At 66.8% G+C, this 16,403-nt stretch carries 14 protein-coding genes; 13 read left to right on the top strand and 1 reads right to left on the bottom strand.

Going from position 1 to position 16,403, the window contains the following annotated elements:
* The first annotated feature begins 345 nt into the window (after positions 1-345).
* The 12 genes from LB310_RS10615 to LB310_RS10560 all read left to right on the top strand — a co-directional run bounded on the left by LB310_RS10615 (position 346) and on the right by LB310_RS10560 (position 13,232).
* Positions 346-1,593 carry an MFS transporter gene (locus LB310_RS10615; RefSeq protein ID WP_301155056.1) on the top strand — a complete coding sequence of 416 codons (1,248 nt, stop codon included), beginning with the start codon at positions 346-348 and terminating at the stop codon, positions 1,591-1,593.
* 226 nt (positions 1,594-1,819) lie between these two features.
* Complete coding sequence (locus LB310_RS10610; RefSeq protein ID WP_087191976.1) at positions 1,820-2,056, top strand: hypothetical protein; 237 nt, start codon at positions 1,820-1,822, stop codon at positions 2,054-2,056.
* A 30-nt stretch (positions 2,057-2,086) separates the two neighbouring features.
* The gene (locus LB310_RS10605) at positions 2,087-4,399 is read left to right on the top strand and encodes a molybdopterin-dependent oxidoreductase (protein WP_278806920.1); all 2,313 of its coding nucleotides are present in this window, start codon (positions 2,087-2,089) and stop codon (positions 4,397-4,399) included.
* A gap of 33 nt (positions 4,400-4,432) precedes the next feature.
* Positions 4,433-4,765 (top strand): 4Fe-4S binding protein, encoded by a 333-nt coding sequence (locus LB310_RS10600; protein WP_114568556.1) that lies wholly within the window; start codon positions 4,433-4,435, stop codon positions 4,763-4,765.
* A 70-nt stretch (positions 4,766-4,835) separates the two neighbouring features.
* Positions 4,836-6,341: an MFS transporter gene (locus tag LB310_RS10595; protein WP_114568423.1), complete on the top strand. Its 1,506-nt coding sequence runs from the start codon at positions 4,836-4,838 to the stop codon at positions 6,339-6,341.
* A 134-nt stretch (positions 6,342-6,475) separates the two neighbouring features.
* Positions 6,476-6,712, top strand: coding sequence for a hypothetical protein (locus tag LB310_RS10590; RefSeq protein WP_087191973.1), 237 nt, complete (start codon positions 6,476-6,478; stop codon positions 6,710-6,712).
* 34 nt (positions 6,713-6,746) lie between these two features.
* Positions 6,747-8,045: a trigger factor gene (locus tag LB310_RS10585; RefSeq protein WP_278806918.1), complete on the top strand. Its 1,299-nt coding sequence runs from the start codon at positions 6,747-6,749 to the stop codon at positions 8,043-8,045.
* Between the two features lie 6 nt (positions 8,046-8,051).
* The gene (locus LB310_RS10580) at positions 8,052-8,327 is read left to right on the top strand and encodes a hypothetical protein (RefSeq protein ID WP_114568421.1); all 276 of its coding nucleotides are present in this window, start codon (positions 8,052-8,054) and stop codon (positions 8,325-8,327) included.
* A complete protein-coding gene (locus tag LB310_RS10575; protein WP_114568420.1) occupies positions 8,320-10,626 on the top strand; it encodes a molybdopterin-dependent oxidoreductase in 2,307 nt (768 codons plus the stop codon). Before LB310_RS10580 ends, LB310_RS10575 begins: the two co-directional genes overlap by 8 nt.
* 20 nt (positions 10,627-10,646) lie before the next feature.
* The gene (locus tag LB310_RS10570) at positions 10,647-10,982 is read left to right on the top strand and encodes an oxidoreductase (protein WP_114568419.1); all 336 of its coding nucleotides are present in this window, start codon (positions 10,647-10,649) and stop codon (positions 10,980-10,982) included.
* 153 nt (positions 10,983-11,135) lie between these two features.
* Positions 11,136-12,308 (top strand): MFS transporter, encoded by a 1,173-nt coding sequence (locus tag LB310_RS10565; RefSeq protein WP_114568418.1) that lies wholly within the window; start codon positions 11,136-11,138, stop codon positions 12,306-12,308.
* A 210-nt stretch (positions 12,309-12,518) separates the two neighbouring features.
* A complete protein-coding gene (locus LB310_RS10560) occupies positions 12,519-13,232 on the top strand; it encodes a VanZ family protein (protein WP_114568417.1) in 714 nt (237 codons plus the stop codon).
* Positions 13,233-13,359: 127 nt separating this feature from the next.
* Here the strand turns inward: LB310_RS10560 and pyrE are convergent, their stop codons facing one another.
* Complete coding sequence (pyrE, locus tag LB310_RS10555) at positions 13,360-14,037, bottom strand: orotate phosphoribosyltransferase (RefSeq protein ID WP_278806914.1); 678 nt, start codon at positions 14,035-14,037, stop codon at positions 13,360-13,362.
* A gap of 593 nt (positions 14,038-14,630) precedes the next feature.
* Here pyrE and LB310_RS10550 point away from each other — a divergent pair.
* Positions 14,631-16,376: a GGDEF domain-containing protein gene (locus LB310_RS10550; RefSeq protein WP_278806912.1), complete on the top strand. Its 1,746-nt coding sequence runs from the start codon at positions 14,631-14,633 to the stop codon at positions 16,374-16,376.
* Positions 16,377-16,403: the final 27 nt, after the last annotated feature.

Below are 16,403 nucleotides of genomic sequence, written 5' to 3'. Positions count from 1 at the left end.
CCCCCTGATTCCACGTACCCATGCGAAAGCCGGCGCGCGGCTCGGCTTGGGAGGGCCCGCCCTCCGATGCGCTGCTCCGCAGGTTTCGGATATATCGTATTCTATCGCGTGCGGTATGCTATCGAGAGTACGTTTTCTCGTTTCGATGCCGCTGGAGCCGATTTAATCCTCTGAGTAGCAAGACAAAAACCGTCCCCGTGGCAATTATGGCCAAGCGACGGGCGGATGCCCTGCGGCGCGCGAGGGGTGCGGTCGCAGGCGCGGCCTCCGTCGGTCCGGCGGCAGGGCCCGTGCTGCGTTGTACTCGGCGACGCAAGCGGCCCTCGGCGTAAAGGGGAAGGCGCCATGAGAGAGACGTTTCGCAGGTTCTTCGCCTATTTCAGGATCGAGCACGCGCTCGTGCTCGTGCCCGTGTTCGGGTTCGCGGTGTACGACAGCGTGTTCTCGGCGTTCTCGTCGATTCTCGGCGTGCTGGGCGACGCGTATCCGGACGTGCCGCGCACGATGGTGCAGATGGTGCTCTCGGTGCCGCCCCTGGTGAGCATCCCCGGAACGCTGTTATCGGGGTTCTTGTCCTCGTACGTGCGCAAGAAGCGCATCGCGGAGTTCGCGCTGGCGGTGCTGTTCGTCGGGGGCATGATCCCCGCAGTCTTGCCCGAGCCCAGCATCTTCGCCCTGTTCGCGTGCAGCGCCTGCGTGGGTCTCGGGCAGGGCCTCCTGCATCCCATGGCGAACGCTTTCGTCTGCCAGACCTGGGACGACGACGGCGAGCGCAGTCGCGCCCTCGGGTTCAAGCAGGCGTTCAACTTCATTGGGGAGGCGCTGGTCGCCCTGCTCGTGGGGTTCTTGGCGCTTTCCCATTGGGGCAACGCGTTCCTCGTGTACCTGGGTGTGATACCCGTGTTCGTCGTAGCCCATATCGCGCTCCCCGAGGGCGGCCTGGACAAGCGGCTCGTCGGCGGGAAGGGACGTGCGGCCGGTTTGGGAGAGGTATTCAAGCCCCGCGCCGTCTACCTGTTCGCCCTGTTCTTCTTCGCCATGATGTTCCTGTTCGGCTTCCACACCAATATCGCCATGCTGGTGCAGGAGCGCGGCCTGGGCACGACGGCCGACGTGTCGGTGGTGGCCTCGTCGGTGAGCGTCGTGTCCTTCCTTGTGGGCATCGCATATGGGAAGGTGTCGAAGACGTTCGGCCCTTCCACGCTGTGCATCGGGTTCGGGTGCCTCTCCGCGGGAATGCTCGCCGTGGCGGCGTTCGGCTACAGCTTTCCGGTGATCATGGCGGGCGGGGTGCTGTTCGGCATCGGATCAGGCATCCAGCAGATCAGCACCATCTACTACATCTCGAAGACGGTGGACAAGAACGTGGTGACCATGGCCATCTCGGTGCTGGTCTCGTTCGTCTCGCTCGGCGCCACCTTGTCGCCGCTCGTTATCAACGGCCTGCAGGTGCTCGTGTGGGGTGCGGAATCGGCAGCGGGCTCACTCGCCGTGGCCGGATGCGGCTTCGCGGCGCTCGTCGCGGTGGAGGCGATGTCCTCCCGATGCAAAAGAGGGGCGGGTCGGCAGGGAAAAGGTGCTGGGCGCGGCTAATACCCAGAGTATCGCACCCCGTTGGAACAGTTTCAAACCGCCAGTTCAGAGCATGGTTTCCAAGTTAATACCCAGCAGCAGATGCGTCGGCGCCGCCAACCGGGGAAACTCGTCGGCATCGAAGCCGCCGTGGGCCAAATGAGCCGAGACGCGGTGGGGTCGAAGGATGAAGGAGGGCCTCGGGGAAGTTGGCGGCCCGAGGGAGTTGCGAGGAAGGAAGGTTCATATGGCAGATCAGGAGTTGCTCGCCCGGTATGCGCCGACGATCGATTCGCCGGAGACCAAGGAGGCTTACCTGCTCGACGGCGAGCTGTACATCCGCCACGAGTTCCGCGACCCGGCCGAGCTCCAAACGCGCATGACCTACCACCGGGTGGGGGAGGACAACGTCGTGTCGAACGACAACCTTGTCATGCTGGGCGTGTGGGCGCGCGCCCAGAAGCAGGGCGAGCAGGTGAAGTGATACGAGAGCGAACGCTGGAAGGAGAATTGCATGAGAGAGTGCTTCGATCCTCAAATCTACAAGAAGGATTGGCAGTACCAGGAAGGGGACCTCACCGTCACGCGCACGTGCCAATGGTCGGCTCCCGGCTGCCACCAGGGGTGCAGCATCCTGTTCTACACCGACAAGGAGGGCAAGCTCGTCAAGGTGGAGGGCGACCCGAACTCGCCGGTGACGGACGGCCGCCTGTGCATGCGCTGTCTGGCCATGGTGGAGGCCGTGTACCATCCCGACCGCATCATCCATCCGCTGAAGCGCGCCCGCGAAGACCGCGGCAAGGACAAGTGGGAGCGCATCACCATGGACGAGGCGTACGAGCTGTGCGTCGAGATGGTGAAGGACACCACCGAGAAGTACGGCGCGAAGTCCATCTGCACCGGCGCGGGCACGGGCCGCAACGCCACCTGGCAGTCCAACGTGCTTGGGCAGGGCGCCTTCGGCACGCCGAATGACAACTGCGGCCTGCTCGCGGGCAACTGCTGCTACACGCCGCGCATGCAGGGCATGAACGCGGTCTTGGGCGACACGTTCATCGCCGACTGCGGACAGCTCAACGAGGCGCGCTTCGACCACCCCGACTACCGGCGCCCCGACCTGTTCATCATCTGGGGCAACAACCCGCTTCGGGCCAACGCCGACGGCTTCTACGGGCACTGGATCATCGACTGCATGCGCCGCGGCTCGGAGCTGTTCGTGGTCGACCCGCAGGTGACGTGGCTCTCGGCGCATGCCAAGCTCTACGTGCAGGTGCGTCCCGGCACCGATGCGGCACTCGCTCTGGCCATCGGGCACGTGATGGTGGAGGAGGAGCTCTACGACAAGGAGTTCGTGGAGTGCTGGTGCTACGGTTTCGACGAGTACAAGGAGCGCGTGAGCGATTGGACGCCCGAACGCGCCGCGGAGATCTGCTGGTGCGAGTCTGAGAAGATCTACGAGGCAGCGCGCCTCATCGGCACCGCCGGCGTGACCACGCTGCAGTGGGGCGTGGCCTTCGACCAGACGAAGTGGGCGAACGGCACGGCGCATGCGGCCGTGGCCGTGCAGGCGCTTACCGGCAACATCGACAACCCCGGCGGCTTCGTGGGCATCAACTTCGGCTACGTGCAGTCCGACATCCGCGAGAACATTGCCAAGAGCCTGCCGAACGTCCGCGAGGGCCGCTTGGGCGACGACGGCAACTGGGGCCTCATGAACGCCGTGGGCAAGGGCGGCCACGCCATTCCCGAGGCCATCCTCGACGCGGCCGAGACGGGGGTGCCGTATCCGGTGAAGATGCTGTTCATGTGCTCCACGACGGCGTTCACCAACATGGCCGGCCAGGCACGGCGCGTGTACGACGTGTACAAGGACATGGACCACGTGGTGGTGTGCGACCTGTTCATGACGCCCACCGCCATGGCCATCGGCGACCTGTTCATCCCTATGGCCATGGGCTGCGAGCGCAACGGCGTGCGCGGCTGGTACACACCCCTGCGCTCCATCGTGAAGGTCACGCAGACCGGCGACGCCGTGGGCGACGAGCAGATGATGCTCGAGCTCGGCAAGAAGATGAACCCCGACCTGTTCTATTGGGACGACGTGCCCGAGATGCTGGAGTTCTGCACGAACAACATGGCCACGGTTCCCATCCATATCACGTTCAGCGAGCTGCGCGAGAAGGTGATCGTGTACCCCGAGTTCGAGTACTACAAGTACAAGACGGGCAAGCTCCGCTTCGACGGCAACCCCGGGTTCAACACGCTGTCCGGGCGCGTGGAGCTGTTCTGCAACATGTACAACAACGTGGGCATGGACCCGCTGCCCTACTTCAAGGAGCCGCCCGAGAGCCCCGAGAGCACGCCCGAGCTGTTCGCCGAGTACCCGCTCGTGCTCACGACCGGGCGCCGCTGCTGGGAGTACTTCCATTCCGAGCATCGTCAGCTGCGCTCCATGCGCGAGTTCCACAAGTGGCCGATGTTCGCCATCAACCCGGCCGACGCCGAGGCGGCGGGCATCAAGGAGGGCGACTGGGCCGTCATCGAGAACGCGCACGGCAAGGCCATTGAGGTGGCCCATGTCACCGACACCATCATGAAGGGCGTGGTGAGCGCCGAGCACGGCTGGTGGTTCCCCGAGCGCGACAAGGAGGAGCCGTCGCTTTACGGGGTGTGGGAGTCCAACATCAACTGCCTCACCGTGCAGGGGGACTTCGGCCCGAGCGGCTACGGCTCGTCGTACAAGACCCAGCTCTGCCGTGTCTACCCGGCGCCGGAGGGATACGGGGCCGAGTTCGAGAGGATGTACGCGGAGCACCACAACCTGTAGGCGCCGCCATACTAAGGAAAGGAGATGGGACGCATGGCACAACATGGTCTTTTGATCGATTACGAGTTCTGCACGGGCTGCCACGCCTGCGAGATGGCGTGCAAAGTGGAGAAGGGCCTGGGCGAGGGCGAGTGGGGTATCAAGCTCGCCCAGATAGGGCCTTGGAAGCTGGACGGCGACGCGTGGGAATGGGACTACGTCCCACTGCCCACCCAGCGCTGCGACCTGTGCGCGGAGCGCGTGGCGGCGGGCAAGGTCCCGGCGTGCGTGCACCACTGCCAGTCGCTGGCGATGGAGTTCGGCCCGGTGGACGAGCTTGCCAAGAAAGCGGTCAAGCCGCGCATGGCGCTGTTCACGGTTTGGTAGGGGATTATGCCCCCGCAGTGCACCGGGAGGGCGCGCCGCGGGGGCCGGCATACGGCAAAGGGGGTTTCGCATGAGCGAGAAGGTTTCACAGCTAGGGGACCGGGCGGTTTCGGCCATCCAGAACAACGTTGGGCAGGCGCTCGGCCTGATATACGGCCTCGGCATGCTCACCTGGACGGCGTTCAACCAGATGAACAGCAACTACTGGTCGTATTTCCTCACCGAGATCTGCGGTCTCGAGCCCACCGTCATGGGCACCGTGAAGGCGGTCACGGGTGTGGGCGAGTGGTTCTTCGTCATCATAGCCGCCATCATCATCGAGCGCGTGTGGCTCAAGCACGGCCAGTACCGCAGCTGGCTTCTGGTGGCGCCGCCGGCGACGTTCGTCTGCCTGCTCATGACATTCGTCGATCCCGTGTTCCTGGACATGGGCGCCAAGACGGCTTGGATGATCTTCTTCCAGATCGTGGGCGGGTTCTTCTCCAGCTTCTTCATGATAGCCGCCACGTCCATCGTGCCGGTTATCAGCCGGACCGAGGCCGACCGCACGCTGCTCTCGCAGCGCAAGGCGCAGGGCAACATGCTGGTGAAGGTGCTGTTCGCCGCCATCTCGCTGCCGGCCATCCTGGCCATCAACGGCCTCGTGTACCGCGTGCCTGCCGGCGAGAACGCCCAGAACGCAGGGCCGGCCGGCTTCACGGTGCTGGCGCTCGTGTTCGGCATCATCATGATCGTCATGTTCGTGGTCATGTACAAGCGTATCGACGGCATGGATCCCACGCAGAAGATATGCGAGGAGCGCGCTGCGGCCAAGAAGCGCGGCGAGAAGGTGCCGCCCCTCGCCGCCGGCGAGAAGGTGGGCCTGGGCGAGATGCTCAAGTACTGGCTCACGAACCTGCCGGCCGTCATCGGCCTGTTCGCCGAGATCATCCGCTTCGTGGCGCAGATGACCATCCAGAGCATGGCCATGTACGTGTTCACCTACGCGTTCGGCGACGTGGCCATGGCGGCCGTCATGCTCACGGCGTGCAACGTCACGGGCCTCGTGGCCACGTTCGTGTCCGAGCCCGTCGCCCGCAAGGTGGGCATCCGCGCCACGTACCTGGTGGGCATCGGGGTGTCGTTCGCGTTCTCCGTTGTGTGCCTCTTCGTGGGCGCGTCGAGCATGATGGCCTTCATCGTGTGCATATGCGGCATCTACTTCGGCATGAACTTCATGAACGGCACCATGATGGGCATGCAGTCCAACGCCATCGCCTACGGCGAGTGGCGCGACGGCAAGACCGCCAAGGCGTTCATCATGTCCACGTTCCAGTGGTGCCCGAAGATTGCCAACGCGGTGGCCGGCCTGCTCACAGGCTTCGGCTTGGCCGCCATCGGGTTCGTGTCGGGCATGGAGGCGTCGCCCGAGCTCGCACAGGGCATGGTGAACATCATCTGCCTCATCCCTGCCGTGTGCTTCGGCGTGGCGTTCGCGGCCTTCTTCTTCGGCTACCGTCTGACACCGAAGAAGATGGAGCGGATCGCCGTCGACCTCGCTGCTCGCGAGGCTGAAAAGGGCGCGGACGGTAAGTAGCCGGCCGCCGATCGACTACAACCGGGCGGGCCGCAAACAGCGTGCTTGCGGCGGGGACCGAGCGTCCCGGTCAGCGACCTGCGCCGCGGCGAATGGCTGCGGACGGCCCGTCCCCAACGGAAAAGAGGACTCACATGTGCTTCAGACCAGCTGCCATCAGCATGGACAAGACGTGTCCCGCCTGCGGCGCGACCAACGATTTCAATAACGAGAACTGCGACCAGTGCGGCGCGACGCTGCCGAGCGCCCCGCCTATCGCGGGCATGCCGGGGGCGCCCGGGGCGCCAGGTGCCCCCGGAGCGCCAGCTGCCCCGAAAGCCCCGGCGGCGCCGGGAGCCCCTGCGGCCCCGAAGGCCCCTGCGGCCGAGTAGCGCCGGAGACGCAGCCAAGGACGGGAGGCGAGCCATGGACTTCAAGAAACTCGAGAGGGCGGACGATGAGGCGACCGGCGCGGTGGAGGTTGCCGTCGTGCTGGACGCCGCCGAGGTGCACCGACAGCTGGCGGAGTTCTACGGCGCGGCGGGCGCGGCGTGCAAGCTGCCGTCCGATGCGCAGTGGGACGATGTGGACGCCGCCGCCGCGCGCACGATGCCGCCGGAGGACTACCGCGAGGTGCGGCGCGACTTCGTGGTCAACCGAGCGGCGGGCGAGGCGCTCGCGGCGCTCGGCATCGAGCCGGCGCTCACGCCGCGCGTCCGCGCCACGGCGTACCCGGACGCGGGCGAGGACTTCGCCTTCGAGCTGTCCGCGGTGGAGAAGCCGGCGCTTTCGCTGTCGTCGGCGGACCCCGTGGAGATCGAGACGGAGGATGTCCGGGTGACCGGCGAGCTGGTCGATGCCCGCATCGCGGAGCTCATGGAGGCGCGCGCGGAGTTCCTGCCGGCCGACCCGCACCCGGTCGTGCTCGGCGACGTCGTGAGCGTCGACGTGGCCACGTTCTTGGAAGGGCGGCCGGTGCCGCGCCTCACGGGCAAGAGCATGGTGCTCGAGCTGGCGGACGGCTCCATGCCCGAATCCTTCGTCGAGCGGCTCGTGGGCATGGACGTGGGCCAGACGCGCACCTTCGACTACGAGGTACCGCGGCCGCGAGCCCTCGGCGACGGCGACGTGGAGTGCTACACGGCCACGGTCACGGTTCTCGGCCAGCTGCGCAAGGAAGTGCCGGCCCTCACCGACGCGTGGGTCGCCGAGAGCATAGAGGGCGCCTCCACGGCGGCGGAGTTCCGGGCTGCGGTGGCCCGCGGCCTCGAGGCTGAGGCTACGCTGCTCAACCGCGACGCGCATGCCCGCCTGGCGAACATCGAGCTGGAGAAGCGCCTGCAAGGGGTTATTCCCGACGCGTTCTACCAAGCCTCGCGGGACGGCCTGCGCCGCTCGCTCGAACGCGAGCTGGCCGGCAAGGGCCAGACGATCGACGACTACTACGAGCAGGAGCGCATGAACGAGGAGGAGCTCTCCGTGCAGCTGCTCATCAAGTCGGGCGAGAACCTGCGCCAGGGCTTCGCGCTGGAGGCCCTGTTCGACGCACGCGGCATGGAGCTTGCCGAGGATGACCTTCGGCTTGCGTGCGAGGAGGCGTTCGGCGCCGGGTCGTACGACCTGGAAACGCTCGAGCGCACGGGGAGGCGCCGTGTGGTGGAGGATGCAGCGAAGCGCATCGCCGCCCTCAACTGGCTCGCCGACACGGCGGTCGTGAAGGGCTGACCGGTCATGGAGCGCTGCTACGTGTGCAACCACTGCGGGAAATGCGACGAGATGGAATGGGGTATCGCCCCACCGCCGCCCGTCTGCCTCGACTGCGGGCATGTTGTGGAGCCGGGCGAGAGCCTCGTCCGCTGCGCCGTGTGCGGCAGCGGGCTCTTCGCGGCGGCCGACCGGGCCGCATCGCCCGGGCCCGGCGGCGCGCAGCCCTCCGTCGGCCCGCACAACCAGGGAAACCGCTTCGCTAACGGGCGGAGCGCAACAGAGAGGAGAGAGCATGAGTGAGTTGACCCGCGTGTCCGAGACGCCTCGCGTCACGGAGCTCGAGGATGGGACGAAGGTGTACCGCACGGCCCAGTGGTCGCCCCCGGGTTGTCACGGCGTCGGCTGCGGCCTGAGGGCGTTCGTCAAGGACGGCAAGTTGGTGAAGGTGGAAGGAGACCCCGACCAGCCCATCACGAACGGGCGCCTCTGCGTGCGCTGCCTGACGCTGCCCGAGTACCTCTACCACGAGGACCGTCTCCTGTATCCCATGAAGCGCGATCGCGCGTACCGCGGCCAGCCCGACAAGTGGGAGCGCATCTCGTGGGACGAGGCGTACGATATCATCGTGGAGAAGTACCGCGAGCTTACCGAGAAATACGGCCCCGACACGGTGTCGGTTTGGACGGGCACCGGCCGCGAGGCCAGCGCGTACCAGTTCCAAACGTGCAACCAGGTGTTCCACAGCCGGACGGCCATCCACGCCAACGGCGGCTGGTCGTGCGTCATCCCTCGCCAGACCGCCATGGATTGGCTTCTGGGCTGCGCCTACGTGGAGTACGACGGCGCCTTCGGCTTCAAGGACCGCTACGACGACCCGCGCTACGAGCTGCCTCGCTACATGCTCGTGTGGGGCCGCGACACGCTGTGGTCGAACCCGGACGGCCTGTTCGGGCACAGCACGGTTGACATGATGAAGCGCGGCATGAAGGTCATCGTGGTCGACCCTCGCGCCAACTGGCTCGCCCGCCACGCCGCCTACCATTTCCAGATCCGGCCCGGCACCGACGCGGCGCTCGCCATGGCATTCAACGCGGTCATCATCAAAGAGGACCTCTACGACCACGACTTCGTGGAGAAATGGACGTACGGCTTCGACGAGTACGCGGAGCGCTGCTGCACCATGACGCCCGAGAGGGCCGCCGAGATCTGCGAGGTGCCGGTCGAGGACATCTACGCCGCCGCCCGTTGCCTTGCGCAGAAGCCGTGCACGGCGTCGGTGGGCCTCAAGACCGACCAGAACCCCAACACGCTCCAGATATGCCATGCCATCTGGGGTATCTTCGCCATCTGCGGCAACCTGGACAACCCGGGCGGCATCAAGCTGGGACAGACCATGCTCAACGGCGGCTCCACGGGCCGCAAGGGCGTGGGCATGCTGGTGGAGGAAGAGGACACGAACCCCATCCCCATCGCCGGCCACGACCAGTATCCGGCCATGGACTTCATCATCAACACCACGCAGCCCGACTGCACGTTGGACACGCTGCGCACGAACATCCCGTACCCGATAGAGTTCCTGTTCATCCAGAGCTCGAACTTCATCTCGTCGTGCATCACCCAGCAGCCCATGCAGTGGATGGAGGCATGCCGCCACAAGGAGTTCGTGGTGGCCACCGACATCTTCATGAACCCCACTATCCAGGCGCTCGCCGACGTGGTGCTTCCGGTGTCCACCTCGCTCGAGCACGAGGGCATCGTCACGTTCCACGGCTGCAACCAGCCCGGCCAGTTCCATGCGCTCACGAAGGTGCTCGAGCCGCTCGGCGAGTGCAAGTCCGACCTGGAGATCATGCTCGACCTCGACCACCGCATCAACCCCGACCGCACCGAGGACGCCGAGAAGTGGTCGAGCCCGCATGCGTACCTGGACAACAAGATCCAGAACATACCCTACACGGCCGACCCCGACACGGGCGAGGACATGACCTACGAAACGCTGCGCGAATGGGTGTACGGCCGCTACGAGATTCCCTACTACCAGTACGAACTGGGGTTGCTGCGCGCCGACGGCAAGCCGGGCTTCAAATCACCCACCGGGCGCGTGGAGCTGTGGAGCACGGTGAAGCAGCACCTGGGCGAGGATCCGCTGCCCTACTACGAGGAGCCGCGCTTCTCCAAGCGCTCGCGCCCCGAATGGATCGACGAGTACCCGCTCGACTTCGTCACGGGCGCCCGCCGTCCCACGTCGTTCCACACCGAGCACCGCATGATCGATTCGCTGCGCGAGATACGCACCGCAGCCACGGTGGAGATCCACCCCGCCACCGCCGAGAAGCACGGCATCGGCCAGGGCGATTGGGTGACCATCGAGAACCCCTGGGGGAAGTGCCAGATGGTTGCCGACATCACGCCCATCGTGAAGGAGGGAGTCATCGGGTGCGACCACGGATGGTGGTACCCGGAGGACAAGGACGCCGAGCTGTTCAGCGTGCGCAAGTCGTCCATCAACTCGCTCATGCCGTGGAAGGAGATCGGGAAGCTGGGCCTGGGCTCCCACTACGGAGCGCTGCCCTGCAAGATCTACCGGACCGAAAACTAGCCTGGAAGGGAGGTATTGATATGGCCACCTATGGACTGATGATAGACAACGAGTACTGCACCGGCTGCCACACCTGCGAGATCGCCTGCCGCAACGAGCTGAGCCTGCCCTTGGGGCAATGGGGCATCAAGCTTTTGGAGATGGGGCCGTGGCGCAAGACCGACGGCACCTGGGAGGGTAAGTACGTCCCCGTGCCCACCACCTCGTGCAACCTGTGCGAGGGCCGCGTTGCCGCGGGCGGGGAGCCCTCGTGCGCGCTGCACTGTCTAGCTAACGCCATCGAGTACGGCACGCTCGAGGAGCTGGCCGCGAAGATGTCCGAACGCGGGGCGCAGTGCTCGGTGTTCCTGCCGTGAGCGCTGGGAGCCGGGCTCAAGGCACGCGGTCGGGAACGGCCGCGCCCGGCTCCTCTCCAGCTTGAGCGGCGCCGGTGCTTGGCGCGTACGACGTGAACTTGGCTCGGCCTGGATTCCAGCTTTGGGAGCCAGGGCCGCGGGGAGGGGGGAGGCATGGGGAGGGCAAAGCTGTGGAACCCGAAGTTCGCGCAGCTGTTCTGCATCGAGGCGATGCTACAGTTCGGGCTGTACCTCACGCGCCCCCTCGTCGCAGGCTATGCGGTTTCGTTGGGAGCGTCCCTGACCTTGGCAGGGTTCCTCGCGGGGCTCCTTGCCGCAGCAGCCCTTGCCGCAAGGCCGGTGAGCGGAATCGCGGCGGACAGGCTGGGGAAAAAGGACCTGCTCTCCGTGTCCTGCGGGCTTTTCGCGATATCGGCTTTGGGGTGCGCCCTGTTCCGGTCGATTCCGCTCATGACGCTTTTCCTGACCCTGCAGGGGTTTGCCTTCGCCTTCAAATCGACCGTCGTCGTATCGCTTGCATCGCTTGTGGTCCCCGAGGAGAGGGTGGGGAGCGGCGTGGGGTGGCTGGGGGCGGCCTACACGATAGCCTGCGCCCTCGGTCCTGCGTTCGGCTCCCTCGTCGGCGACACGGCAGGTTATGCGGGCGCCTTCGCCGTCTCGGGGGCTTTGCTCTCGGCGGGGTTCGTCATGGCGGCCCTGTTCAAGGCGCCTCCCGCTGCGGGGGCTCGCGCGTCGTCGGGCGGGCGGTTTCGCGGTGGGCCCTCAGATTGGCTCTACGGCCCCGCGCTGCTGCTTTCCGCGATAGCCGGCCTGCTGATGGTGGCGCAGGGTGTGACGTCGTCGTTCGTGCTCGTGGTAGGCGAGATGCGCGGTATCGAGGGTGCCTCCCTGTATTTTCTGCTGTACTCCTTGGCAACGGCGACGGCGCGGCCTTTGGCTGGGCGCATCAGCGATGCGCGTGGTGTCCGCGCGGTAGCGGCTCCCATGATGATGCTCGCCGCATTCGGGATGCTGGCGGCGGCGTTCGTGGACTCGTTCGCGGGCATCGCCGTGGCGGGAGTGTGCATGGGGGCGGGGCAGGGGTCCGCGTACTGCGCCCTGCAGGCAGAGTCGGTGCGCGGGGTTTCGAAGGATCGGATTGGGCGCGCTGCGAACACGTTCTATCTCGGACCGGATCTCTGCATGGGCTTGGGTCCTGTTCTGGGAGGTTTCGTACTGCAGGCGGCGGGGGCGGCGGCCCTGTTCCTGTTCAACGCAACGGCCGTCCTGGCAGGCTTGGGGCTGCTTGTCGTTTGCGGAAGGCGGCGTGCCGACAGCGCCTCTTGACGGCAGCCGTGCAGCCACGCTCCGTCGGCTGCGAAGGCTGCCGTGCCCCCTCATGCTCCCGTCCCTTAAGCGTTCCTTAACCGGCGCTGAAGTTGCGGCTACGGTTGGCGCGCGCGGGGTGGGGCGGGGGCCTCAGGGCGGTACGCTTCTTCCTGCCCCGGTTGCGCGCACCGGGGCGCAACCGGGCGGAAGCGGAGAAGGAGCGGCCTTATGGAGCAGTCAAAGGCTTGCGGCGGTGCAGGCAAGGCAGCGGTCAGGGCGGACGGCCCTGCGAGGGACGGCGAACGCGACGGCGGGCCCCGCGGCGCGACCGAACGCGGGCTGGGACGCAGGGCCGGGCACGGGGCAGGTGGCGTGGCGGACGGCCTTCCGGGTATCGCCGCACCGGCGGCGTTCCAGATGGAACGGCCGGCGGGGTTCTTGGGAAGCCGGGCGCTCACCGGGTTCCTCTTCGCGGTCTATCTGGCGTTCTTGGTATGGATCGTCCTGCTTAAAGGGCAGTTCTCGCTTGACGTGGCAGGCACGATGCGCAGCGTGAACCTGGTGCCGTTGGCGGGCGCGACGGTCATCAACGGCGCGGCCGACTACCGCGAGACCGTGGAGAACCTGGTGGCGTTCGTGCCGTTCGGGCTGTACCTGGGCATGCTCGCAGGGCGCCAGCCGCTGTGGCGGGGCATCGCGGCCGTGGCGGCCGTGAGCCTGGGCTTCGAGGTGCTGCAGTTCGCGTTCGCCATGGGGGCGTCGGACGTCACCGACCTGATCGCGAACACGGCGGGCGGCGCGCTGGGGCTGGGCTTCTACGCGCTCGCGCGCCGCGCCTTCCGCTCGGAAGGGCGCGCGCTGCGCTGGTGCAACGCCGCGGGGCTTGCCTGCACGCTGCTCGTCCTGGCGCTGACGGCCCTGCTCGTGGCGGCGAACGGGTAGCGAGGCGACCTGGGTCTGCCCGGGAGGAACGACAGGGGGAGCGCACCATGCGCTCCCCCTGTCGTTCCTCCCGATGGCCGTCTTTTGCCTCGTTCGGCCTGACGGCCGCACCTGCGGGAGGGCGGGGCTACCTCGCGCCGTACTGCTCGTAGTAGGCGTCCAGTGCGGCCTTCACCTCGTCGTCGATGACGACGCGGCCCTGGCACTCGCGGTTCAGCAGGTGCTCCGTGACCTCGGCCATGTCCACGATGGACGCGCATGCGAAGCCGTAGCGCTCGCGCACCTCGTCGAGCGCGCAGATTTCGCCGCCCTTTCCGACTTCCATGCGGTTGAGCGACACCATGAGGCCCACCACCTCCACGTTCGCCTGCTGCATGAGGATGGGGTGCGTCTCCTCAATGGACTTGCCCGACGTGGTCACGTCCTCCACGATGACCACGCGGTCGCCGTCATGAAGTGCCGAGCCCAGCAGGATGCCCGTGTCGCCGTGGTCCTTGACCTCCTTGCGGTTCGAGCAGTAGCGCGCCTCCTTGCCGTAGAGCTCCGAGAGCGCCATCGTGGTGATCACGGAAAGCGGGATGCCCTTGTACGCCGGGCCGAACACCACGTCGAAGTCCAGGCCGAACTCGTCGTGGATGGCGCGGGCGTAGAACTGGCCCAGGCGGTGGAGCTGCGAGCCCGTCACGTAGGCGCCCGCGTTCATGAAGAAGGGGGACTTCCGGCCGCTCTTCAGCGTGAAGTCGCCGAACTTGAGCACGTCGCTCTCCACCATGAACTCGATGAACTCCTGCTTGTAGGCCTCCATGGGCGCTCCCTTCCTCCCGCGTGCGGCACCGTGCCGCACGCGCGCGTTCCGTCGTGCAACCATGATACAAGAACGCGGCCCGCTCCGCGTCTATTCGCGAAAAACTACAATAGGAGTCATTGACAACTATTAGATTGCGTCATACAGTAAGGGCGGTCTGAAACACAGGTAGGCGCGCCCGGCATCCCACCCCCCAAGGGATGCCGGGCGCGCCTCGTTCGTGCGAGCTGGACCCGTCCTTCGCCTTGCCGTTCCAGGTGCCGTGCTACGCGTGCGCAACTCCTTTCCGACGCCGGCGCGTTCGACGACGGGGATCCGTCCCGGTTCTGCCTCGAGGCGAACGACTGCGACCCCGGCATACGCTTCCGGTCCTGGCTGGCCGGGGGCGGCACCAAACCTCTCCTGCGCCGCCGCTGCGCCCGGGCGTTCCGGTTGTCGATTTTTTCTCCCGATTGCCATGCGCGCCCGTCAACGCCTGGTTGAAAGGCCATACTGCCAGTGGCGCGCTATTGCCAAGGGGGTGCGCAAGCGACGATGAAGGGCGAGGGGAGCCCTCCGTCGAACCGTGAGGCTTGGCAGGCTGGGGGATGGGCATGAACCCGCTTTTCGACAAGGCGATCGCGTACGTTTCAGAGACGGTGCGGCTGTTCTACTCCGGCAAGGACGTGGAACGCGTGGTCGGCCGCTTCGCCGACGGCTTCTCCTGGATAGGCGCCGGCGAGGTCGAGTTCTCCACCGATTCCGAGGGCATCGTGTCGTACCTGCAGGAGCGCGCCCCGCTCGCGCCGCCATGCGAGGTGTCGGACGAGGATTTCCGCCTGGTGAACGTGGGGGAGCGCTCCTGCACGGTCATGGGGCGCTACCGGGTGCGCACGAGCGCGGACTCGGGCCTGGTGCTGGAGGAGCGCCAGCGCTGCAGCTACGAGCTGGTGGACGAGGGCGGCGAGCTGAGGATCGGGCACGTCCACGTGTCGAACCCCTACCAGGCCATGAAGGACGAGGAGTACTTTCCCTTCGAGGCCGGCCGGCAAAGCTACGAGTACCTGCAGCAGCTGGTGCGCGAGAAAACCGAGACCATCGACCTCATAACGGCGAATATCGCCGGTGGCCTGAAGGTGAGCGAGGACGGCGAGCCCTACCGGTTGGTGTACGTGAACGAGGGCCTGGCGCGCATGCTGGGCTACACCACCGAGGAATTCATGTCCATGAGCGGGGGCACGGCCTCCGGTATCGTGCACCCGCCCGACCTTGACCAAGCGCTCGCGGACGTGCGCCGCTGCTTCGCGCAGGGGTCGTCGTACGAGACGGAGTACCGCGTGCGCAAGAAGAACGGCGAGCTGGCGTGGATCATGGACTCGGGTCGCAAGATGAAGGCCGTCGACGGGTCCGTGAAGATCAGCAGCCTGCTCATGGACATCACGTCGCGCAAGCGGGCCGAGCAGGCGCTGCTGCTCGAGCAGGAGCGTTACCGCATAGCGCTGCGCAGCGTGACCGACGTGCTGTTCGAGTACGACGTGGAGCAGGACGCGCTCATAGAGTTCGAGCGCGGAGCTGCGACTGCGGACGGGGCTCCGCCCGAGGAGCGCCGCTACCCGCGCTACACCGCGTCCGCGGAGTCGGGGCGCATCCACCCAGACGACTTCCGCCGCCTGTCCGAAGCGCTGCGCGACGACGGCTCCACCACGATGGAGGTGCGCCACCGCGTTGCCGGGAGCGGCGATGCGTGGCGCTGGGTGCGCATGCATGCCCGCATGCTGCGCGACGCCGAGGGAAGGCCCGTGCGCACCATCGGCAGCTGGAAGGACGTTACCGAGGAGCGACGCCGCATCGAGCAGCTGGTCGACCAGGCGCGCCGCGACCCGCTGACGAAGCTGCTCAACCAGGGGGCGGCCGCCGAGTTGGTCGCGCAGCAGCTGCCTGCATGTGCCGAGCGCGGAACCGGCGCCCTGCTGGTGGCGGACATCGACGACTTCAAGGCCGTCAACGACACATACGGCCATCTGGCGGGCGACGACCTGCTGGTGGGTGTGGCGGGCGTGCTGGCCGAGGGGCTGCGCGGCGAGGAGGGCTTCGCCGCGCGCATAGGCGGCGACGAGTTCGTGCTGTTCCTGCCGCACGCCGACGCGGACCGTGCGCGCAAGGCCGGCGAGCGCCTCGGCCGGGCGGCGTCGGCGCTGCAGGTGTCGGGCCGGCAGGTCACGCTCAGCGTGGGCGTGGCGCTGGCGGGCGCGGACGGCGACGACTACGAGCATCTCTTCGCCGCCGCCGACCGGGCGCTCTACGACGCCAAGCGCGAGGGCAAGGACTGCACCCGCTTCGCCGGCGGCCGCCGCCCGTGAAAGCAGGGCGCAGTGCCAGCGAGGACG

It is taken from the genome of Gordonibacter sp. RACS_AR49, from assembly GCF_030418435.1.
GTDB classification, from domain to species: Bacteria; Actinomycetota; Coriobacteriia; order Coriobacteriales; family Eggerthellaceae; genus Gordonibacter; species Gordonibacter urolithinfaciens.
This window is presented reverse-complemented; position numbering and strand designations above follow the sequence as displayed.

Excerpts from the sequence above, each read along its gene's own strand:
- LB310_RS10615 (WP_301155056.1), top strand. The coding sequence starts at position 346 with ATGAGAGAGACGTTTCGCAGGTTCTTCGCCTATTTCAGGATCGAGCAC.
- LB310_RS10610 (WP_087191976.1), top strand. The coding sequence starts at position 1,820 with ATGGCAGATCAGGAGTTGCTCGCCCGGTATGCGCCGACGATCGATTCG.
- LB310_RS10605 (WP_278806920.1), top strand. The coding sequence starts at position 2,087 with ATGAGAGAGTGCTTCGATCCTCAAATCTACAAGAAGGATTGGCAGTAC.
- LB310_RS10600 (WP_114568556.1), top strand. The coding sequence starts at position 4,433 with ATGGCACAACATGGTCTTTTGATCGATTACGAGTTCTGCACGGGCTGC.
- LB310_RS10595 (WP_114568423.1), top strand. The coding sequence starts at position 4,836 with ATGAGCGAGAAGGTTTCACAGCTAGGGGACCGGGCGGTTTCGGCCATC.
- LB310_RS10590 (WP_087191973.1), top strand. The coding sequence starts at position 6,476 with ATGTGCTTCAGACCAGCTGCCATCAGCATGGACAAGACGTGTCCCGCC.
- LB310_RS10585 (WP_278806918.1), top strand. The coding sequence starts at position 6,747 with ATGGACTTCAAGAAACTCGAGAGGGCGGACGATGAGGCGACCGGCGCG.
- LB310_RS10580 (WP_114568421.1), top strand. The coding sequence starts at position 8,052 with ATGGAGCGCTGCTACGTGTGCAACCACTGCGGGAAATGCGACGAGATG.
- LB310_RS10575 (WP_114568420.1), top strand. The coding sequence starts at position 8,320 with ATGAGTGAGTTGACCCGCGTGTCCGAGACGCCTCGCGTCACGGAGCTC.
- LB310_RS10570 (WP_114568419.1), top strand. The coding sequence starts at position 10,647 with ATGGCCACCTATGGACTGATGATAGACAACGAGTACTGCACCGGCTGC.
- LB310_RS10565 (WP_114568418.1), top strand. The coding sequence starts at position 11,136 with ATGGGGAGGGCAAAGCTGTGGAACCCGAAGTTCGCGCAGCTGTTCTGC.
- LB310_RS10560 (WP_114568417.1), top strand. The coding sequence starts at position 12,519 with ATGGAGCAGTCAAAGGCTTGCGGCGGTGCAGGCAAGGCAGCGGTCAGG.
- pyrE (WP_278806914.1), bottom strand. The coding sequence starts at position 14,037 with ATGGAGGCCTACAAGCAGGAGTTCATCGAGTTCATGGTGGAGAGCGAC.
- LB310_RS10550 (WP_278806912.1), top strand. The coding sequence starts at position 14,631 with ATGAACCCGCTTTTCGACAAGGCGATCGCGTACGTTTCAGAGACGGTG.